This is a genomic window from Azospirillum sp. TSH58 (assembly GCF_003119115.1).
Lineage (GTDB): Bacteria > Pseudomonadota > Alphaproteobacteria > Azospirillales > Azospirillaceae > Azospirillum.
In genome coordinates this window covers 339,665-361,116 of record NZ_CP022366.1, presented here as the reverse complement: position 1 = coordinate 361,116, position 21,452 = coordinate 339,665, and the positions used below count along the sequence as shown (strand labels likewise).

At 69.4% G+C, this 21,452-nt stretch carries 8 protein-coding genes; 5 read left to right on the top strand and 3 right to left on the bottom strand.

All coding sequences use genetic code 11. From position 1 onward, the window contains the following. The first annotated feature begins 36 nt into the window (after window positions 1–36). Entirely contained in the window at window positions 37–924 is an 888-nt protein-coding gene (gene motA, locus TSH58p_RS20265) for a flagellar motor stator protein MotA (protein ID WP_109070357.1), read from the top strand. Window positions 925–933: 9 nt separating this feature from the next. Continuing rightward, window positions 934–1,884, top strand: a complete 951-nt coding sequence (locus TSH58p_RS20260; RefSeq protein WP_109070358.1) for a flagellar motor protein MotB — start codon at window positions 934–936, stop codon at window positions 1,882–1,884. A gap of 1 nt (window position 1,885) precedes the next feature. Here the strand turns inward: TSH58p_RS20260 and TSH58p_RS20255 are convergent, their stop codons facing one another. Beyond that, window positions 1,886–3,094, bottom strand: a complete 1,209-nt coding sequence (locus TSH58p_RS20255; protein WP_109070359.1) for an arabinose transporter — start codon at window positions 3,092–3,094, stop codon at window positions 1,886–1,888. Window positions 3,095–3,246: 152 nt separating this feature from the next. Here TSH58p_RS20255 and TSH58p_RS20250 point away from each other — a divergent pair, with 152 nt between their 5' ends. Continuing rightward, window positions 3,247–3,621 carry a hypothetical protein gene (locus TSH58p_RS20250; RefSeq protein ID WP_109070360.1) on the top strand — a complete coding sequence of 125 codons (375 nt, stop codon included), beginning with the start codon at window positions 3,247–3,249 and terminating at the stop codon, window positions 3,619–3,621. A 220-nt stretch (window positions 3,622–3,841) separates the two neighbouring features. On the opposite strand, the gene TSH58p_RS20245 is transcribed toward TSH58p_RS20250, so the two are convergent. Both TSH58p_RS20245 and TSH58p_RS20240 read right to left on the bottom strand, forming a co-directional pair. Further along, entirely contained in the window at window positions 3,842–17,446 is a 13,605-nt protein-coding gene (locus tag TSH58p_RS20245; RefSeq protein ID WP_109469355.1) for an Ig-like domain-containing protein, read from the bottom strand. Continuing rightward, the gene (locus TSH58p_RS20240) at window positions 17,443–19,395 is read right to left on the bottom strand and encodes a DUF4347 domain-containing protein (protein WP_162600071.1); all 1,953 of its coding nucleotides are present in this window, start codon (window positions 19,393–19,395) and stop codon (window positions 17,443–17,445) included. Before TSH58p_RS20240 ends, TSH58p_RS20245 begins: the two co-directional genes overlap by 4 nt. Window positions 19,396–19,502: 107 nt before the next feature. On the opposite strand from TSH58p_RS20240, the gene TSH58p_RS20235 reads away from it, so the two are divergent. Next, window positions 19,503–20,399 (top strand): LysR family transcriptional regulator, encoded by an 897-nt coding sequence (locus tag TSH58p_RS20235; RefSeq protein WP_109072254.1) that lies wholly within the window; start codon window positions 19,503–19,505, stop codon window positions 20,397–20,399. A gap of 272 nt (window positions 20,400–20,671) precedes the next feature. Continuing rightward, window positions 20,672–21,361 carry a hypothetical protein gene (locus TSH58p_RS33245; RefSeq protein WP_146205955.1) on the top strand — a complete coding sequence of 230 codons (690 nt, stop codon included), beginning with the start codon at window positions 20,672–20,674 and terminating at the stop codon, window positions 21,359–21,361. The last annotated feature ends 91 nt before the right edge of the window (window positions 21,362–21,452 follow it).

The window sequence follows — 21,452 nt, the reverse complement described above, 5'->3', positions numbered from 1 at the left end:
GATCCCCCTTTTCGGCCGAGCCGGAGGACTCACATCATGCGTTTGCTGTTCGGAATCGTCGCGGTCTTCCTGAGCGTGCTCGGCGGCTTCGCCGCCATGGGCGGGCGGATGGGCGTGCTGTGGCAGCCCGTGGAAATCGTCATCATCGTCGGCGCCGGCATCGGCGGCTACGTCATCGCCAACTCCATGGCGGTGCTGCGCGCCACCGTGCGCACCATCGGCGCGGTCGCCCGCGGGCGGCACACCAGCAAGGACGAGTATCTGGACCTGATCTCGCTGCTCTACGCCCTGCTGCGGCAGGCGAAGTCCAAGGGCGTGTCGAACATCGAGAGCGACATCGACAAGCCGGACGACAGCCCGATCTTCGCCCAGTACCCCTCGGTCTTCCGCCAGCCGCGCTGCGTCACCTTCCTGTGCGACTACATGCGCCTGATCGCGCTGGGCCAGGACAACCCGCACGACCTCGAAGCCCTGATGAACGAGGAGATCGAGACCATCGGGCGCGAGCTGAACCAGGTGCCCAAGGCGTTGCAGAATCTGGCCGACGCGCTGCCGGCGCTGGGCATCGTCGCCGCCGTGCTGGGCGTCATCAACGCCATGAGCGCGATCAGCGAGCCGCCGGAGGTGCTGGGCCACATGATCGGCGGGGCGCTGACCGGCACCTTCCTCGGCGTGCTGCTGTCCTACGGGCTGGTCGGCCCGATCGCCGCCGCCGCCCGCCATCGCCGCGAGGCGGAGCTGACGCTGTTCATCTGCGTGCGCGCGGCACTCGGCGCCTATCTGCGCGGCAGCCCCCCGCAGGTCTGCGCGGAGTTCGCCCGCAAGGTGCTGTTCGCCGACACGCAGCCGAGCCTCGCCGAGGTCGAGGTCGCCACCACCCTCTCCTCGCAGGCAAAGGCCCGCGAGGCGAGCCAGCCCGCCTGAGGCCCCGCCATGGCCCGCAAGCGCATCGAGCCGACAATCATCATCAAGCGCCGCTACGGCGAGGAGGAGGAGGAGCACAACAGCGCCTGGAAGCTGGCCTACGCCGACTTCGTGACGGCGATGATGACCTTCTTCCTGATCATGTGGCTGATGAACATCACCACGGTGGAGCAGCGCAAGGGCATCGCCGACTACTTCAACCCGGTGGCCCTGTCACAGTCCAACTCGGGCGCCGACGGCATGCTGGCCGGGCGGGCGGTGGACAAGACGGGATCGCTGTCCACCCCCAACGCGCCGGGGGAGCACAGCGTGCCGGTGGCCGCGCCGCCCGTCGTCGCCTCGCTGGGCGAGAGCGACCGCGAGCCCGCCGGGCGCAAGGACCCCATGCCCCACCCGCCCGGCGGCAAGAGCCAGTCGGAGCGGGACGCGCGGGCGGAGCTGGAGGCCCTGCTCGACCGCCAGACCGCGGCGCTCACCGAGCAGCAGGGGCTGGAGAAGGCCGAGCGCGACCTGCGCACGGCGCTGGAGACGATGCCGGAGCTGGGGGCGCTCGCCGGCAGCGTGGTCATCGAGCAGACCTCCGTCGGCCTGCGCGTGCAGCTCACCGATCAGGCGAAGGTGTCGATGTACAACGTCGGCTCCGCCCAGATGAACGAGCAGGGCCGCCGGCTGATGCGGCTGGTCGCCGGCGCCGTCGCGTCGTCGCCCAACCGCCTCAGCATCACCGGCCACACCGACGCGCTGGGCTATGCGGACGGGGCGAAGTACGGCAACTGGGAACTGTCCAGCGACCGCGCCAACGCCGCCCGCCGCGAGCTGATCGCCGCAGGCGTGCCGGCCCGGCGGATCGTCCGGGTGGAGGGCCGCGCCGACCTCGACCATCTCGACGCGGCCAACCCGCTGGCCCCGCAGAACCGGCGGATCAGCATCACCCTCCTGAAGGCCGCGGCGGGGGACTAGCTCAGGTCGGGCTGGTCTTCACCACCGGGCGGGCGCGGAGCAGCTGGACGGTGGTCAGGAAACCCAGCGCGGCGGCGGCGCTTCCCAGCAGGAAGACGCCGCCGTAGCCCACCTGGTCGGCGAGCAGCCCGGCCAGCGGTCCGGTCAGGCCATAGGCGACGTCCTGGAAGGCCGCGAAGGCGCCGAGCGCGGTGCCGCGGAGATGCGGCTCCACGAGATGGACGACCTCGCGGCCCATGGCGGGGAAGACCAGCGAGCAGCCGAGTCCGGTCAGGAAGGCGCCGGCCAGCGCGGTGACGGGATCGCCCGCGGTCCACAGCAGCGCCTGCCCGACCGCCTCCACCGCCAGCGACCCCATCGCCACGCGCAGGCCGCCGAAGCGGTCGGGCAGATGGCCCAGCGCGAAACGGACGAGCACGAAGCCGAGGCCGAAGGCGGTCAGGCCGAGCCCGGCGTAGGGCCAGCCTTCGCGGACGAAGTGCAGCGAGAAGAAGGCGCCGATGGCGGCGAAGCCGATGCCCTGGAGGCTGACGATGGCGCCCTGCCGCCAGATCCGCCCCAGCACGCTGCGGAAGGGCGGACGCTCGGCGTCGGGATGGGCCGGGGTGCCCTCCATGCGCCGGATCGCCAGAAGCCCGACGACGGGAAGCAGCACGCTGGCCGCCATGACGCCGGAAAAGCCGAAGCGGTCGAACAGCGCCAGCCCCAGCGGCCCGCCCGCCGCGAAGGCGCCATAGAGCGCCGCCCCGATCAGCGCCAGCACCCGGCCCGACCGCTGCGGGCCGACGATGCCGATTCCCCAGGCGACCACCCCGACACCGACGAGGCTTTCGCCGACGCCGACGAGCAGGCGGCCCGCCACCAGCACGGAAAAGGCCGCCCAGGGCGTAGCGGACAGGGGGGCGGCGGCCATCGAGACCAGCCCGCCGGCCGCATAGAAGGCCAAGCCCCGCCCGACCGCGGGCTTGGCGCCCCGGCGGTCGGAGACGGTGCCGGCGAAGCCGCGGCTGAGGATGGTGGCGAGGAAGGCGCTGCCGACGCCCAGCCCGGCCCAGACATTGCCCATCCCGAGATCCCCGGCCACGAACAGCGGCACCACGGGAAGGGACAGGGCGACACAGAGGTAGGAGACGAACAGGACGGCGGTCAGGACGATCAGGCGGCCTTGCGCCGGATCGCGCGCCGACGCCGGCCTTGTTTGGGGACCCATGGTGTTCTCCACACTGGTCCCCGCCGATGGCCGTGGTTCGGCAACGCGAACGCACTCCGATCGGCGAGGATCGTTGAGTGCGTTGGTTGACGTTGAACGCTTACGGCCAGCGTGGCTGGCGATGCGACACAGGGTACCGATCCCGCGGAGAAATGCAACAGGCCGCGTTGGCCTGGATGCCGTCACGGGCCTTGCGCCAAGCGCTGTCTTGGCCGGGCAGCCACCCTCACGGGCACGCCGCCCCGCTCACTCTACCCCTGGCGCTGGCCGATGGCGGCGGCGCTCTGGCAAAGAGCGATCCGGAAAGCCTGTTTCTCTGGCTGGATCTCGACTCGCCCCAGGACTCCACGGCCATCGCCGAAATGCTCTATGAGCGGGGCATCGGCGTGGTGTCGTCGGATGTCTTCATGATCGGCAAGACCAAGCCGAGCAATGGCATCCGCATCCACAAAGGCTCGGCCCGCAGCGACACCGGGTGGGACATTGCCCTCTCCCTGATCGCGACGTTGGTGCGCAAGCCGGACTAGCCATGCTGTCGTGGACGGGTCGTCGGCTGGCGGGTGTCGCGCACCCTGAAGGTCGCCGTGCCTCCGGACAATCCGGCGCGGTTCACGACGCGCCTCCCGCCTTGCGGCATGCGCATCGACAAAATCATCGCGGGCCATCAAGAAAAAGGCTGGCGGTCTTCAGGACCGCCAGCCTTTTTCATCACCTTTCCAGAGGGATCCCTTCAGACAGGACGCCTTCTCAGCCGAACCAGGCGGCGACGTTTCCGGTCTGGCCGAGGATGGTGATGCGGTTGCCCGCCCCGATGTCGAGGGTGGTGTTGCCGCCCTCCACCCGCGCCGAGCGGATCACCGCGCCGAGGTCGATGCTGGCGTCGTAGAAGGCCAGACGGTCGACCCCGACCTGGAAGTCCATCACCACCGACCCGCCCGAGGCCCGCCCGAAGGCGAAGACGTCCGCCCCGGCGCCGCCCCACAGCGTGTCCGCCCCGCCGTCGGCGAACAGCACGTCGTTGCCCGCCCCGCCGTTCAGCAGGTCGTTGCCCGCCCCGCCGAACAGCGTGTCGTTGCCGTCCTCGCCGAACAGCGTGTCGTCGCCGTCGCCGCCGCTGGCCAGGTCGTCACCCGCGCCCAGACCGATCAGGTCGCGGCCCGCCCCGCCCAGCGCCACGTCGTTGCCCGACCCGCCGCTGATCGTGTCGTCGCCGTCGTCGCCGATCAGGAAGTCGTTGCCCTCCCCGCCGAACAGCAGGTCGTTGCCCGACCCGCCGGCCAGCGTGTCGTCGCCCTCCTCGCCGGTCAGCGTGTCGTCGCCCTCCTCGCCGAACAGGATGTCCGCGCCCGTCCCGCCGAACAGCGCGTCGTTGCCGACGCCGCCGCCGAGCAGGTCGTTGCCCGACCCGCCGAACAGCCAGTCGTCGCCCTCGCCGCCCATCACCAGGTCGTCGCCCTCGTCGCCGTACAGCGTGTCGTTGCCGCCGGCGCTGGCGATCGTGTCGTTGCCGCCGCCGCCGTGCAGGATGTCGTCGCCGGCCCCCAGATACATGTACTGCTCGTGGTCGTCGCCGTAGACGATCTGCTCGCCGTCGCCGCCGACCAGCGTGGCGTTGCCGACCACCGCCGCGAACTCGACGTTGTCGAGCTGGATGGTCACCGGCCCGGCCAACGCCGTGGTGTTCAGCACCACCGCGGTCGGCGCCGTGCTGGCGACGCCGGTGCCGCCCAGCGTGTTGCCGGTCACCTTGGTCTGCACCGCCTGCCCGGCGGCCACCCCCGGCGCGCTGAAGTCGATGGTGCGCACCAGCAGCTGGGCCTGGGTGGACAGCACCGACAGGAAGCCCGAGCCGCCGCCGGTCAGGTTGCCGCGCGAGGCCGTGCCCTCGTCGGTGCGCGCCTCGATGGCGGCGATCAGCCCGGTCACCCCGGTCAGCGCCTGGGAGGCGGTCTGCCGCTCGGCGTTGCCCGTGGTGGTCACCGCCACGCCGGTGGAGACGCTGACCGTCAGGGTGGTCAGCGTGGAGACCTGCCCGGTCTGGGCATCGACCACCTGCTCGCGCACCACCGGCACGTCGGCCAGATCGGCGTTGGCGGTGCTGCTGTCCTCGACGCGGGTGCTGTTGCTGGCCGCGATGGTCACCGTGGTGGTGCGGCTGCCGTCGCTGCCGGTGGTGACCGAACCGCTGACGGTGGCGCCGTCCACCGTGGCCACCGGCGGCGGGGCGACGGGGGCGGGCTTCTCCACCGTGGCGGTGAGCTTCTGCGTCGTCGCGGTGAAGGGGACCGACGCGTTGCCCGCCGGGTCGGTCAGGCCGAGCGTGAGGGTGAGGGTGCCGTCGCCCAGGCTGGAGAGGTCCAGCCCGGTCACCTGGGTGGTCGGTCCGCTCATCACGCCGCTGCCCGTCACCTGGCCGCCGCCGGCCGAGGTGATCGTCCAGGTGAAGCTGGTCCCGGCCTCGCCGCCGCTGATGGTGAAGGCGGCGCTGGTCTGCTCGATGGCGTCGATGCTGTCGTCCTCGAACAGCACGGTGGCGGTGGGGGCGGTGGTGTCGATGGTCAGCGTCTGGGTGCCGGAGGCCGAGACGTTGCCGGCGGCGTCGGTGGCGGTGGCCGAGACGGGGTTGGCGCCGTTGGCGTTCAGGCTGAGCGTGCCGCTGACGGCGGTCGCGGTGGCGAGGTTGAGGCTCCAGGCGCCGCCGTTGGTGGCGGTGGTGGTGTAGGTGGCGCCGCCCACCGTGACGGTGACGGTGCTGCCGGCCTCGGCCGTGCCGGTGAGGGTCGGGGTGGTGCTGTTGCTCAGCGCCGTGGTGACGGTCGGGGCGTCGGGGTTGGTGGTGTCGATGGTCAGCGTCTGGGTGGCCGGGGCCGAGACGTTGCCCGAGGCGTCGGTCGCCGTCGCCGACACCGGGTTGGCGCCGTTGGCGTTGAGGCTGAGCGAGCCGGCGGTCGGCGTCGCGGTGGCGAGGTCGATGCTCCAGGTCCCGCCGTTCGTGGCGGTGGTGGTGTAGGTCGCCCCGCCCACCGTGACGGTGACGGTGCTGCCCGCTTCCGCCGTGCCGGCGAGGGTCGGTGTCGCGCTGTTGCTCAGGGCCGTGGTGACGGTCGGAGTGTCGGGCAGCGTGGTGTCGATGGTCAGCGACTGAGTGCCGGCCGAGGACGTGTTGCCGGCCGCGTCGGTCGCCGTCGCCGACACCGGGTTGGCGCCGTTGGCGTTCAGGCTGAGCGACCCGGTGGTCGGGGTCGCGGTGGCGAGGTCGATGGACCAAGCCCCGCCGGTGGCGGTGGTGGTGTAAATGGCGCCGCCGATGGTGACGGTGACGGTGCTGCCGGCTTCCGCCGTGCCGGCAACAGTCGGGGTGGTGCTGTTGGTCAGCGCCGCGCTGGTCACCGCCGGCGCGTTGGGCGCCGTGGTGTCGATGGTCAGCGACTGCGTGCCGGGGGCCGAGACGTTGCCGGCCGCATCCGTGGCGGTGGCCGAGACCGGGTTGGCGCCGTTGGCGTTGAGGCTGAGCGAGCCGTTGGTCGGCGTCGCCGTGGCGAGGTCGATCGACCAAGCCCCGCCAGTGGCGGTGGTGGTGTAGGTGGCGCCGCCGATGGTAACCGTCACCGTGCTGCCGGCTTCCGCCGTGCCGGCAACAGTCGGGGTGGTGCTGTTGCTGAGCGTCGTGGTGACGGTCGGGGCGGTCGGCGCGGTGGTGTCGATCACCAGCGACTGGGTGCCCGGCGCCGAGATGTTGCCGGAGGCGTCGGTCGCCGTCGCCGACACCGGGTTGGTGGCGTTGGCGTTGAGGCTCAGCGACCCGGCGGTCGGCGTCGCGGTGGCGAGGTCGATCGACCAGTTCCCGCCGGTGGCGGTGGTGGTGTAGGTGGCGCCGCCGACGGTGACGGTGACGGTGCTGCCGGCCTCGGCCGTGCCGGCCAGGATTGGCGTCGTGCTGTTGCTCAGCGCCGTGGTGACGGTCGGGGCGTTCGGAGCGGTGGTGTCGATGGTCAGCGACTGCGTGCCCGGCGTGGACGTGTTGCCGGCGGCGTCGGTGGCGGTGGCCGACACCGGGTTGGCGCCGTTGGTGTTCAGGCTCAACGAACCGTTGGTCGGCGTCGCCGTGGCGAGGTCGATCGACCAGGTTCCGCCGGTGGCGGTGGTCGTGTAGGTCGCCCCGCCGATGGTAACCGTCACCGTGCTGCCCGCTTCCGCCGTGCCGGTGAGGGTCGGGGTCGCGCTGTTGCTCAGGGCGGTGGTGACGGTCGGGGCGGTCGGCGCGGTGGTGTCGATCACCAGCGACTGGGTGCCCGGCGCCGAGACGTTGCCGGCGGCATCGGTTGCCGTGGCCGACACCGGGTTCACGCCGTTGGCGTTCAGGCTCAGCGACCCGGCGGCCGGCGTCGCGGTGGCGAGGTTGAGGCTCCAGGCGCCGCCGTTCGTGGCGGTCGTGGTGTAGGTCGCTCCGCCGACCGTGACGGTCACCGTGGCTCCGGCCTCGGCCGTGCCAGTAAGGGTCGGTGTCGCGCTGTTGCTCAGGGCGGTGGCGACGGTCGGAGCGTTGGGGTTGGTGGTGTCGATGGTCAGCGTCTGCGTGCCGGGGCCCGAGACGTTGCCGGCGGCGTCCGTGGCGGTGGCCGACACCGGGTTGGCACCGTTGGCGTTCAGGCTCAACGAACCGCTGGTCGGCGTCGCCGTGGCGAGGTCGATCGACCAGGTTCCGCCCGTTGCCGTCGTCGTGTAGGTGGCGCCGCCGATGGTGACGATCACCGTGGCTCCGGTTTCCGCCGTGCCGCCGATGGTCGGCGTGGTGCTGTTGCTCAGCGCCGCGCTGGTCACCGTCGGGGCGTTGGGCAGCGTGGTGTCGATGGTCAGCGACTGCGTGCCGGCCGAGGACGTGTTGCCGGCCGCGTCGGTGGCGGTGGCCGACACCGGGTTGGCGCCGTTGGCGTTCAGGCTCAGCGATCCGCTGGTCGGCGTCTCGGTGGCGAGGTCGATCGACCAGTTTCCGCCGGTCGCCGTGGTCGTGTAGGTCGCCCCGCCGATGGTAACCGTCACCGTGCTGCCCGCTTCCGCCGTACCGGCAACAGTCGGCGTAGTGCTGTTGGTCAGCGCAGCGCTGGTCACCGCCGGAGCGGTCGGAGCGGTCGTGTCGATGGTCAGCGACTGGGTGGCCGGCGTGGACGTGTTGCCCGCCGCATCGGTGGCGGTGGCCGACACCGGGTTGGCGCCGTTGGCGTTGAGGCTGAGCGAGCCGGTGGTCGGCGTCGCCGTGGCGAGGTCGATCGACCAAGTTCCGCCCGTCGCCGTGGTGGTGTAGGTGGCGCCACCCACCGTGACGGTCACCGTGGCTCCGGTTTCCGCCGTGCCGCCAATGGTCGGCGTCGCGCTGTTGCTCAGCGCCGCCGAGGTCACCGCCGGGACGTTGGGCGCGGTGGTGTCGATCACCAACGACTGCGCGCCGACGGTGGAGGTGTTGCCCGCCGCGTCGGTCGCGGTGGCCGAGACCGGGTTGGCGCCGTTGGCGTTGAGGCTGAGCGAGCCGGCGGTCGGCGTCGCCGTGGCGAGGTCGATCGACCAGTTTCCGCCGGTTGCCGTGGTGGTGTAGGTGGCGCCGCCCACCGTGACGGTAACGGTGCTGCCCGCCTCCGCCGTGCCGGCGATGGTCGGCGTCGTGCTGTTGCTCAGCGCCGTGCTGACGGTCGGAGCGTTGGGCGCCGTCGTGTCGATGCTCAGCGATTGCGTGCCGGCGGTGGAGCTGTTGCCCGCCGCGTCGGTGGCGGTAGCCGAGACGGCGTTGGCGCCGTTGGCGTTGAGGCTCAGCGAGCCGCTGGTCGGCGTCGCCGTGGCGAGGTCAATCGACCAGTTGCCGCCCGTCGCCGTCGTCGTATAGGTGGCACCGCCCACGGTGACGGTGACGGTGCTGCCCGCCTCCGCCGTGCCGGCGATGGTCGGCGTCGCGCTGTTGGTCAGGGCGGCCGAGGTCACCGCCGGAGCGTTGGGCGCCGTCGTGTCGATGGTCAGCGATTGCGTGCCGGCGGTGGAGGTGTTGCCCGCCGCGTCGGTCGCCGTCGCCGAGACCGGGTTGGCGCCGTTGGCGTTCAGGCTCAGCGAACCGGCGGTCGGCGTCGCCGTGGCGAGGTCGATCGACCAGTTGCCGCCGGTGGCGGTGGTGGTGTAGGTGGCCCCGCCGATGGTGACGGTCACCGTGGCTCCGGCCTCCGCCGTGCCGCCGATGGTCGGCGTCGCGCTGTTGGTCAGCGTCGCCGAGGTCACCGCCGGAGCGTTGGGCGCCGTCGTGTCGATGGTCAGCGACTGGGTACCCGGGCTGGACGTGTTGCCGGCGGCGTCGGTGGCGGTGGCCGAGACCGGGTTGGCGCCGTTGGCGTTCAGGCTCAGCGACCCGCTGGTCGGCGTCGCCGTGGCGAGGTCGATCGACCAGGTTCCGCCGGTGGCGGTGGTGGTGTAGGTGGCGCCGCCCACCGTGACGGTGACGGTGCTGCCGGCCTCCGCCGTGCCGGCGAGGGTCGGGGTCGCGCTGTTGCTCAGCGCCGTGGTGACGGTCGGAGCGTTGGGCGCCGTCGTGTCGATGGTCAGGGACTGCGTGCCGGCCGAGGATGTGTTGCCGGCCGCATCCGTGGCAGTGACCGAGATGGCGTTGGCGCCGTTGGCGTTGAGGCTGAGCGAGCCGCTGGTCGGCGTCTCGGTGGCAAGGTCGATGGACCAGTTTCCGCCGGTGGCGGTGGTGGTGTAAGTGGCGCCGCCGATGGTGACGGTGACGGTGCTGCCCGCCTCCGCCGTGCCGCCGATGGTCGGCGTCGCGCTGTTGGTCAGGGCGGCCGAGGTCACCGCCGGAGCGGTCGGAGCGGTGGTATCGATGGTCAGCGACTGGATGCCGGCCGAGGATGTGTTGCCGGCCGCATCCGTGGCGGTGGCCGAGACGGCGTTGGCCCCGTTGGCGTTGAGGCTGAGCGCCCCGGTGACCGGCGTCGCCGTGGCGAGGTCGATCGACCAGTTTCCGCCAGTAGCGGTGGTGGTGTAGGTGGCCCCGCCGATGGTGACGGTGACGGTGCTGCCCGCTTCCGCCGTGCCGCCGATGGTCGGCGTCGCGCTGTTGGTCAGCGCCGCGCTGGTCACCGCCGGGGCGCTGGGCGCGGTGGTGTCGATCACCAGCGACTGCGTCCCGGCGGAGGAGAGGTTGCCGGCATCGTCGGTGGCGGTGACCGACACGGCGTTCGTGCCGTTGGCGTTGAGGCTGAGCGAGCCCGCGGTCGGCGTCGCCGTGGCGAGGTCGATCGACCAGTTTCCGCCCGTCGCCGTGGTCGTGTAAGTGGCCCCGCCCACCGTGACGGTGACGGTGCTGCCCGCTTCCGCCGTGCCGGTGAGGGTCGGCGTCGCGCTGTTGCCCAGCGCCGCGCTGGTCACCGCCGGAGCGTTGGGGGCAGCGCTGTCGATGGTCACCGTCAGCGTGCTGGAGGCCGGCGACGTGCCGGTGGCGTCGCTCGCCACGGCGGTCAGGGAATGGGCACCGTCGCTGAGCGAGGCCGTCGTGACGGTCCACAGGCCATTGGCGTCGGCCGTCACCGTACCCAGCGCCGTCGCGCCTTCATACAGCACCACGGTGCTGAAAGCCTTGGCCAGGCCGGTGATCGCCGGAGCCGTGACGTTGGTCACCGTGTCCGTCGTCGAGCCGCTGTTGGACGCGGTCGTCAGTGCCAGACTCGCCGGGGACTGCGGAACGTTGCGGAACAGGGTGATGCTGGAGAAGGCGCCGACCAGGGCGTCGAGATCGCCATCGCCATCAATGTCCACGATGCTGGGCGCGCCCATCATCCCGGCGTTGCTCAGCCCGAAGGGGTTGGTGCCGACCAGCGTGAAGCTGGGCGCGGTCGCCGTGCCGACGTTGCGGTAGACCAGCGTGTCGCCGATTATATTGCCGACCAGGATGTCCAGGTCGCCGTCGCCATCGATGTCCACCATGGTCGGCGACGCCTGCGCCCCGGAATTGCCGAGGCCGAAGGGGTTGGTGCCGGCCAGCGTGAAGCTGGGCGCGGTCGCCGTGCCGACGTTGCGGTAGAACAGCAGGTCGCCGCTCTGGTTGCCGACCAGGATGTCGAGGGCGCCGTCGCCGTCGATGTCCGCGATGCTCGGCGCCCCCACCATTCCGACGTTGCTCAGCCCGAAGGGGTTGGTGGCCTCCAGCGTGAAGCTCGGCGCGGTCGCGGTGCCGACGTTGCGCAGGAACAGAAGGTTGCCGTGGTTGCCGCCGACCAGGATGTCGAGGTCGCCGTCACCGTCGATGTCCGCGAAGGCCGGAGCGGACATCGTCGTGCCGCTCAGCCCGAAGGGGGCGGTGGCGGCATCCAGGGTGAAGCTGGGCGCGGTCGCGCTTCCGACGTTGCGGTAGAACTGTAGGTTGATGCCGATGTTGCCGACCAGGGCGTCGAGATCGCCGTCGCCGTCGATGTCCACGAAGACCGGCTTGGCTTGCGGGTAGAGGCCGTTCAAGCCGAAGGGATTGGTGGCTTCCAGGACGAAGCTGGGGTCCTTCGGCACCGTCACAGCCTGACCGGTCAGCGCGCCCGCGGCGTTGCCCGCGGCATCCTCGGTCTTCGCGCCGGAGCCCGGCGGGGTGTAATCGACCGTGACGGTCTGATGGACGGAGGTCGCGCCGGCGTCGAGCGTCAGGGTGACCGTCTTGCCGCTGGTGGCGACGGCGGTGACCGTCCGCGCCACGCCGCCCACCATCACCGTGAAGGCTCCGGCCGGAGTCTGGGCGCCGTCCAGGAGCTCCGAATAGGTCAGGGTCAACTGCGTCCCGTTCAGCGTCGCCGAAGTGAGCGTCGGCGCCTTGGTGTCGATGGTCAGCGTCAGGGCCGTCGAGGCCGACGAGGTGCCGTTGACGTTGCTCGACCTGACGGTCAGCGAGTGTGTGCCATCGCTCAGCGACGCGGTGGAGAGCGTCCACAGGCCGGAGGAGGCGTCGGCCGTCACCGTGCCGATGGCCGTCGCGCCGTCGTACAGCACCACCGTCGACGAGGCGACCGCGGTTCCGACGATCGCCGGCGCCGTGACGTTGGTCAGCGTGTCGGTCGTCGAGCCGCTGTTCGAACCCGCCGTCAGCGTCGGCGCCGTGGGGGTGGCGGGCGGCGGAGCCGTGTTGCGGAAGAGGACCGTCTTGCCATCGGCTCGGCCGAGCAGCGCGTCGAGGTCGCCGTCGCCGTCGATGTCCGCGAAGGTCGGCTTGGCGTTGTCGGCAACGTTGCCCAGGCTGAAGGGGTTGGTGGCTTCCAGCGTGAAGCTGGGCGCCGTCGCCGTTCCAACGTTCCGATAGAGGACCGTGTCGCCATCCGCGTTGCCGATCAGCGCGTCGAGATCGCCGTCGCCGTCGATGTCCACGAGGATGGGTGTGGCGTTGTTTCCGGCATTGCCGAGGCCGAAGGGATTGGTGCTTTCCAGCGCGAAGGTGGGCGCCGTCGCCGTTCCGATGTTCCGATAGAAGAAAGTGTTGCCATCCGCGTTGCCGATCAGGGCATCGAGATCGCCGTCACCGTCGATGTCCACCAGGGACGGCGACGCGAAGCCCCCGGAATTGCTCAAGCCGAACGGATTGGTGCCCACCAGGGTGAAGCTGGGCGCCGCCGCCGTCCCGTCGTTGCGGTATACGACGATGTCGCCGCCCGCGTTGCCGGCCAGCAGGTCGAGGTCGCCGTCGCCGTCGATGTCCGCGAGGGCCAGCTTGGCGAAGGCGGGCATACCGCCGCCGACGGTGTTCAGGCCGAATGGATTGGTCCCCACCAGGGTGAAGCTGGGCGCCTCCGCCGTCCCGACGTTGCGATAGACGACGATGTTGGCGTACCAATCGCCGACCACCGCGTCGAGATCGCCGTCGCCGTCGATGTCGGCGAAGACCGGGGCGGACTGGCCGACGAAGCTGCCGAGGCCGAAGGGGTTGGTGGCTTCCAGGGTGAACTTGGGATCGCCGCCCACGCGAACCGGCTGGCCGTTCAGGGCGCCCGCGGCGTTGCCGGCGGCATCAACGGTCTTTGCACCGGAGCCCGGCGGGGTGTAGCTGACCGTCGCGCCCTCATAGAGCGAGGACGCTCCGGCATCCAGCGTCAGGGTGACCGTCCGGCCGGCGGTGGCGACCGCGGTGACCGTGCGCACCATCCCGCCCACCGTCACCGTGAAGGCGCCGGCCACCGGAGTCTGGGCGTTGTCCAGCGCCTCCGAATAGGTCAGGGTCAGCCGCTTCCCGCTCAGCACCGCCGAGGTCAGCGTCGGCGCCGTCGTGTCGATGGTCACGTTCAGCGTGGAGGACGGCAGCGACGCGTTGGTGCCGTTGCTCGCCACAGCGGTCAGGGAGTGCGCGCCTTCGCTCAGCGAGGCCGCGGTGACGGACCACAGGCCATTGGCGTCGGCCGTCGTCGTGCCAAGCGCCACCGCCCCATCGTACAGCACCACGGTCGTGCCCGCCTTGGCTTGGCCGGTGATCGCCGTCGCCGTGACGTTGGTCAGCGTGTCCGTCGTGGAACCGCTGTTGGACGCGGTGGTCAGCATGAGGTTCGCGGGCTGCAATGGCAGATTGCGGAAGAGGATGATGTTGTTGCCGGTGGTGTCACCGCCGGCCAGCACGTCGAGGTCGCCGTCCCCGTCGATGTCCACGAGACTCGGGACGGACTTGAAGGTGACGTTGCCCAGCCCGAAGGGATTGGAGCCCTCCAGCGTGAAGCTGGGCGCCGTCGCCGATCCCACGTTCCGGAAGAACAGCATGTCGCCGGCGAAATTGCCGATCAGCGCGTCGAGGTCGCCGTCGCCGTCGATGTCCTGGAAGGTCGGCTGGGCGTAGCTGCCGATGTCGGCCAGCCCGAAGGGGTTGGTGGCTTCAAGGGCGAAGCTGGGCGCCGCCGCCGTGCCGATGTTCCGGAAGAACAGCGTGTCGCCGTTAAGATTGCCGATCAGCGCGTCGAGATCGCCGTCGCCGTCGATGTCCACGAAGGAGGGGGTGTTGGCGGAGCCGACATTACTCAGCCCGAAGGGGTTGGTGCCCACCAGGGTGAAGCTGGGAGCCGTCGCCGTTCCGACGTTCCGGTAGACCACCGTATTGCCGTTGAAGTCGCCGATCAGCGCGTCAAGCGTGCCGTTCCCGTCGATGTCCACGAAGGTCGGGGCGGCGTTCATATCGAGCTGGCTCAACCCGAAGGGGTTGGTGCCAGCCAGCGTGAAGCTGGGCGCCGTCGCCGTTCCATCGTTCCGGTAGAAACGGATGGTGCCGTCGCTCATGCCGACCAGCGCGTCGAGGTCGCCGTCGCCGTCGATGTCGGCGAAGGTCGGGATCGACCAGGGTCCGGTGCTGTTGAGACCGAAGGGATTGGTGCCCTCCAGGACGAAGGAGGGATCGGCCACCTCCCGCACCGGCTGGCCGGTCAGCGCGCCCGCGGCGTTGCCCGCGGCGTCCGCGGTCTTCGCGCCGGAGCCCGGCGGGGTGTAATCGACCGTGACGGCTTGGTAGGCGGAGGTCGTCCCGACATCGAGCGTCAGGGTGACCGTCTTGCCGCTGGAGGCGACCGCGGTGACCGTCCGCGCCACGCCGCCCACCATCACCGTGAAGGCGCCGGCCGGAGCCTGGGCGCCGTTCAGCAGTTCCGAATAGGTCAGGGTCAGGGTCGTGCCGTTCAGCACGGCCGAGGTCACCGTCGGCGGGGTGGTGTCGGGCGTGGTGTTGGTGACCGGCCGGGCGGTGAAGCTGGCGGCATCGTCACCGATGGTGGACTGGATGGCGTTGGTGTCGTTGCCCGCGGTGGGGTCGGTGTAGGCGACGGTGACCGTGTCCGTATCGGTGACCGCCTGGGCGAGCGTCAGCGTCACCGTCTTGTTGGCGCTGTCCACGGCGACGTTGCTGACCGTGACCGTGTTGCCGCCGACCTTGACCTGGAAGGCGCCGGCCGCCGGCGGGTTGGCCGGGTCGAGGTCCTTGTCATAGGTCAGCACCAGCGTCGTGCCGTCGACCGTCGCGCTTTGCAGGACGGGCGGGTTGGCGACCGTCACCATGACGGAGCTGGAAACCGCCGAGTTGCTGTAGCTGATACCGATGGACTTCGAATAGACGCTGATCGGGAAGCTGCCCGAGGTGTCCGTCCCGGAAGACGTCACATCGAAGGTCAGCGTGAAGGTGGAGCCAAGCGCGACCAAACCGGCAATCGAGGGGGTCAGCGTGATGTTCGCCACGGTCCAGCCGTTGGGCGCGGTGACGCCGAACTCCACCATCGAGCCGATGATGGTCGCGGCCTGCGTGGCCGTCACGGTGAAGGACACCTGCTGTGGTGTGCCCGGCGTGAAGGTGACGGTCGGGTTCGTCGGCGTGACCGCCAGGAACGGAGTCCAGGTCTGTGTGTTTCCTATCGACACCGTGGCGACCTGATCGACCACGGTGGTGGCGTTGCCGGCCCCGCTGTCGGTGATGGAATGCAGGACCACGGACCGTGTCTCGGTGTAGCCCAGGGTCGCGCCGGACGTGCCCGTGTGCTTGTAGGCGATGCCGTCGACCAGCGTTCCCATGCCGCCGTTGTTCAGCGCCATGCCGCTCAGCGTGACCGTGGCGACACCGTTCGCCAGCGTCACCGCGTAGTTGCCGCCGCTGAAGCTGCCCGTCGTCCCGTTGCTCAGCGCGATGTCGGTGCCGCCGATGGTCAGGAATTCGACGCTGCCGGTGCCGGCGACGTTGTAGACCTTCAGCACCGCGCCGGAGAAGGTCTGTCCGCTGTCCACGGTGGACGCGGTCACCCCGTCGAACAGGTCGGTCCCGCTGCTGCCGGCGCCGGACAGAAAGCCCGAATTCTTGGTCGTCAGCGCCAAGGTCGGCGGGACGCCGTTCGGGTCGGGCGTGGTGTTGGTGGCCGACTGTCCGGTGAAGCCGGCGGCGTCGAGGCCGCCGCCGAAGGACTGGATGGCGTTGGCGTCGTCGCCCACGGTGGGGTCGGCGTAGGAAACGGTGACTGCGGCGCCGTAGGCGACCGGCTGGGCGAGCGTCAGCGTGACCGTCTTGGTCGCGGTGTCCACGGCGACGCCGCTGACGGCCACCGGGGACCCGCCGGCCAGGACGGTGAAGCTGCCCGCGGACGGAATGTTCACGGCGTCGAGCGCCGTGTCGTAGGTCAGCACCAGCGACGTGCCGTTGACCGCGGCGCTTTGCAGGACCGGCGCCGAGGGGGCGCCGATGTTGATGACGGCGGAGATGCCGGTGAGGGTGCCGATGTTGTCGCTGACGCCGCTGTCGGTGACGCTGGCCAGCGTGATGATGCGCTGGCCGTTGGACGGCGTGCCGGCGGCGTTGTTGTAGTAGAAGCCGTCCAGGAGGGACTGCATTTCGTTGGCCGACAAACGCAGGCCGCTGATCGTCACCGTCAAGGTGCTGCCGTTGAGCGTGGCGCCGCCGGTGACCCCGAAGGTGCCGCTCATCAAGCTGGCGCCGTCGGCCAAATTCATGATGGAGGACGAGCCCCCGGGGACTACGAAGATCAGGTATTCCGACATTCCGTCCAGGACGCCGGTCACGGTGAAGGTCAGACCGGTGAAGACCTGTCCCAGATCATTGGCGTTCGCCGTGACCGACGAGAACAGGTCCGCCGGGCTCGAGGAGTTGGTGAAGGTCGTCGCGTTGCCCGTCGCCGTCAGGCTCGGGGCGTTGACCGCGCGGGTGGCCGTGACCATGGTGGCGAAGCGGGTGTCGGGGAGATCCAGGCCCGACAGGTTCTGCAGGACGTTGGCGGTGTCGTTGCCGGCCGGGTCGCTGTAGGTGAAGCGGACGTAATCCCCCTGAGCGAGCGGGCTCACCGTGGTCAGGATCAACTTGTTGCCGGAGATGACCGCCGAGCGCAGATCGACCTTCGTGCTGCCCACGAGGATGGCGTCGGTGCCCAGGTCCAGCGGAAGGTAGCTGTCGACGGCGCCGAAACTGGAAAGCAGCAACGGACTCTGGGCGTCAAGGGTCTGATCGAACGTCACGATGATGACGTTTTCGCCGACATAGGCATCGATGGCCGTGACGGACGGCGGCGTGGTGCTCGGGTCGGGCGAATTGTTGGTGACCGACTGGCCGGTGAAGCTGGCGGCGTCGCTGCCGCCGGTGCCGGCCTGGATGGCGTTCGCGTCGTCGCCCGCGGTGGGGTCGGTGTAGGAGACGGCGACCGTGTCGCCATAGGCGACCACTTGGCCGAGCGTCAGCGTGACCGTCTTGTTCGCCCCGTCCACGGCGACGCCGCTGACGGTGACCGGCGTGCCGCCGACCGTGACGGTGAAGGCGCCCGGTGCCGGCGGGTTGGCGGAATCGAGCGCCACGTCGTAGGTGAGCACCAGCGAATCGCCGGTCACCGCGGCGCTTTGCAGGACCGGCGTGGGGGGGCGGCGGTGACGTTGACGGTTGCGGAGACGCCGGTGAGGCTGGCGGTGTGGTTGTTGCCGCCATCGTCGGTGACGCTGGTGACGGTGATGACGCGGCTGCCGGCGGTCACGTTGCCGGACATGGGGGACCCGTTGAAGGTGCCGCCGGTATAGTTGATGTAGGACAGGCCGTCGATCAGCGTCGCCAGTTGGGCGTTGGTGTGGTTCAGCCCGGTCAGGGTGACGGTTACCGTGGTGCCGTTGACAGCCACGTTGGCGAAGACGCCCAGCCCGGACCCGGTGATTCCCGGCAAGGGCGTCGGGCCGCCGCCGGCGACCGACAGGGCAAGGGGATTGCTGCCGATGCCGAGCAGCGCCTCGGCGTCGCTGACGTTGGTGATCGTCAGGGTCAGGCCGGTGAAGACCTGCCCCGTGTCGTTGGTGTCCGCCGTCACCCCGGAGAACAGATCGGCGCCCGAGACCGCCCCCTGGGTGAAGGTCGGCGTGCCGCCCGTTGCCGTCAGGGTGGGCAGGGTGAGCGGCGGTGCTCCGACATTGATGGTGGCGGCGATGCCGGTCAGGCTGGCGGTGTTGTTGCTTGCCCCGTCATCGGAGACGCCGGTGAGGGTGACGACGCGCTGGCCGTTGGACGGCGTGCCGGCGATGTTGTTGTAGGCGATGCTGTCGATGAACGACTGCATCTCGGCGGCCGAGTACTGCAGGCCGCTGATCGTCACCGTGGCGGTGCTGCCATTGAGCGTGACGCCACCGACAGCCGACCCGGTGAAGGGACCCGTCAAGGTGCCGGCGCCGGTCAGCGCGATGGTGACGGGGCCCCCCATCATCCCCGGTATGGTGAAGCCCAGCATTTCCGACGCGCCGTCGACGAGGCCCGTCACGGTCAGCGTCAGGCCGGTGAAGACCTGCCCCGTGTCGTTGGTGTCGGCCGTGACCGACGAGAACAGATCCACCGGGCTGGCGTTGAACGTCGTCGTGCCGCCCGTCGCCGTCAGTGTCGGAGTGGTGGTCGGACGGGCTCCATAAACCGTGACATTGTTCTGAAAGGTCGCGACATCGTCACCGGACAGCGATGCCTGGAGAACGCCGCTGGTCTGATTGCCGGTCGGGTCCTCATACTTGATGGTGAGCACGTCACCGTTGGTGAACGTCTCCATTGGAAGCGTCAGCGTCAGCGTGTTGCCGGAGATCACGGCGGCCGACAAGTTGGTCGCGGCACCGTTGATCTCCACGCTGCTCGGGGTCAGCATGTCGGAGGCGAAGTAACTCAGGTTCGGCTGGCTTGCGGCGTCCAGCGCCTGATCGAACGTCAGAACGATGGTGTTTTCACCGACGTAGGCGACGCCGCTCACGATGGTCGGAGCGGCCATCACCCCACGATACGATTCGAACCGCAGAGCGTCGGTGGTGACGGCGCCATGGCTCCAGTCGAGGTCCCAGTCGCCTCCCCGGTCCGCGGCACCCGTGGGCGTCCGCGAGGCCGCGATGTTGGCGCCCGTCGTCTCCCCCAGCGCACTCAGGAAGTCCGGTCCATGGCCGGCCGCCACGTTGCAGCCGTACAGCAGGATGTCGCCATCCGGGGCGAGGCTGGAGGCGATGGACGCAAGCTCCTCCACGCGGTGGGCCAGGGCGTTGCTGTCGAACCGGCCGGAGCCGAGCTGAAGGCCGCCTTCGAAGCCATGGCTGAGCACATGGATGGCACGAATGTCGCGGCGCCCGTCCAGCGCCCGCGCCATCGCCGCCATGCCGTCGCAACGGCTGTCGATCAGGAAGACCTCGATGCCGGCCGGAGTCTCGGCCTTCAGCGCCTGCCAGTCATCGAGCGCCGTGTCGATGAACGCGACCTCAAACCGCGAGGTCGTGGGAACACCCGCACAGCCCAGGATAGCGGGGTTGGGCTGGGACACGGTCGGATGAAGCATGGCGAGCATTCCTCGAAGGGGTTAGGCGCTTTGAGACCTCCTTTCGGCCTATACACACACAAGTTGCTTTAGTAAAATGCAGGGTTATAAATTCCGGAATTCGCCCCATGAATTTAAACCGTATCGATTTGAATCTGCTGGTTGTTTTCGACGCGATCGCGCGCACGGGTTCTGTGAAGGATGCGGCGCCGCAACTTGCGCTCAGCCAACCAGCGGTCAGTCACGCGCTGAACCGGCTTCGGGTGCTGATGGACGACCCGCTCTTCGTGCGCGCCCGCAACCGGCTGGTGCCGACGGAACGGGCACAATCGATGATTGGTCAAGTGGCGGACATTCTCCAATCCGTCCGCGTGCTGATGAGCACCAACGGATCGGACGTGGTCGAGGACAACCGCCATTTCCGGATTGGCATCAGCGATTTCGCCGCTCTGACCATCGTGCCCAGGCTCACCCGGAAGCTTCAGCAAATCGCCCCCAACGTGACGCTGGAATTGATCAACGTCGGTGAGGGCACCCTGAACCAATTGGCGGCTGGCGAACTCGACTGCACGTTTTGGGGCCTGCAGCCGCCGGAATCACCCTATCTCTCGCAATTTCTCTTCCATGACAGTTTCGTCGGGTTTTGCTGTGCCGATCATCCTTTGATGGAGTTGGTCGAGCAGGGGATTCCTCTTGATGAGTATTTGCGTTATCCGCACACCATTGCCCAGTTCCGCGCCTCAAGTTTGAGCCCGATCGATGTGTTTCTGAAGGGCATCGGACGTCACCGGACCATAGCCCTGCGCTCCCCAAGCTTCATGAGCAACATCACCGCCATCGTGGGGACGAGGATGATCGCAACCCTGCCGTCACTTCTGGAATCGATCGCCCTGTCGCAAGGCCTGTTGTCGTTCCCGTTGCCGTTCCTGATCCCGAATTTCAATTACTCGCTGGTCTGGCACCGCCGCACCGAAGCCGACCCTTCCGGCATCTGGCTGCGGCGTCTGCTGATGGAAATGCGCTGAGCGTGACCGCGTCGGTGAGCGGTTCCGGAACCTGAACACCGGCGTGGACGGCACCGGCCTTCGCCCCCGCCGGGCGTCGCGACTCCTCGCCTGGACCAAGCGCGCCACGATCCGAACGGACGTTCGATCAAGCGCTGGACGCCGCAAGCGCTCCGCCGACTCCGCCGGTCAGGCATGGCCTCGGTGAGTCGCGAAAAACGTCCGCCCGGTTCACGGATTCATGAAGCCGCCGTCCTGGGAATCAGGTGCAATCCGGAAAAAGGCCCAATGCCATGCCCAACATCACCTTCAACGTTGCGCAGCCCCCAGGAAGCAACGCGTGCGGCGCCTTTGCCTTGGCGGCTGCGCTCAGGGCCATCCCAGCCGTAGCCAACCTCAATTATCCCATCAAGCTTCGCCACAGACCGACCGATACAGGCCAATCGAACTGCCAGGTCGACATCGACGGCTATGAATGCGATGACAGCTTGGCGAGGAAAATATACAGGATAACCGGCGACCTTGAGTTGAACTTACCGGCACCCGCTGTTTACAAGGATTCCCCGGGGTTGGAAAACTCGCCGTCCGCGCTCGCCTATGTGGCCAGAATGTTCGGGAGGACGGTCACCGTCAATGTGATTGAGAATTCCGCGGCCCAATCAACCAACTGCCAACGCATTGCCACCATGCTTCTCACCGCCTGTCCGCAGGAGGTTGCGCGTTGCAGCGCGGACGCCACGGTCAACGCCCCGGGCCGCCCCACCACCGGCTTCCCTTATGCCGCCCCGGCCGCTGACGAGGTGCAACTGCTTTGCGTGCAGAACACCGCCGGCGGCATGCATTGGCTCACGCGCGGAGCAAACGGCTTCTACGATCCAGGCGACGCTTCCATCAACAACGGCTGGTCAATCGGCACCGATGGCACCATGTCGGCGCCCCTGGCCGGCTATGGCTTTACCGGGATTTGGATCGTGCTGAAGTAGGCCCATTGACCATGGAAGCCTGATCTCTCCAGCCGGCCGGCCGGCGGGAAGCCCCCGGCTCCCGCCGCTTGCTCCCCTGTCCGGCACCGTC

Bases quoted from the DNA above. Each gene is read 5' to 3' on its own strand.
- motA (WP_109070357.1), top strand. From the start codon at position 37: ATGCGTTTGCTGTTCGGAATCGTCGCGGTCTTCCTGAGCGTGCTCGGC.
- TSH58p_RS20260 (WP_109070358.1), top strand. From the start codon at position 934: ATGGCCCGCAAGCGCATCGAGCCGACAATCATCATCAAGCGCCGCTAC.
- TSH58p_RS20255 (WP_109070359.1), bottom strand. From the start codon at position 3,094: ATGGGTCCCCAAACAAGGCCGGCGTCGGCGCGCGATCCGGCGCAAGGC.
- TSH58p_RS20250 (WP_109070360.1), top strand. From the start codon at position 3,247: ATGCAACAGGCCGCGTTGGCCTGGATGCCGTCACGGGCCTTGCGCCAA.
- TSH58p_RS20240 (WP_162600071.1), bottom strand. From the start codon at position 19,395: ATGCTTCATCCGACCGTGTCCCAGCCCAACCCCGCTATCCTGGGCTGT.
- TSH58p_RS20235 (WP_109072254.1), top strand. From the start codon at position 19,503: ATGAATTTAAACCGTATCGATTTGAATCTGCTGGTTGTTTTCGACGCG.
- TSH58p_RS33245 (WP_146205955.1), top strand. From the start codon at position 20,672: ATGCCCAACATCACCTTCAACGTTGCGCAGCCCCCAGGAAGCAACGCG.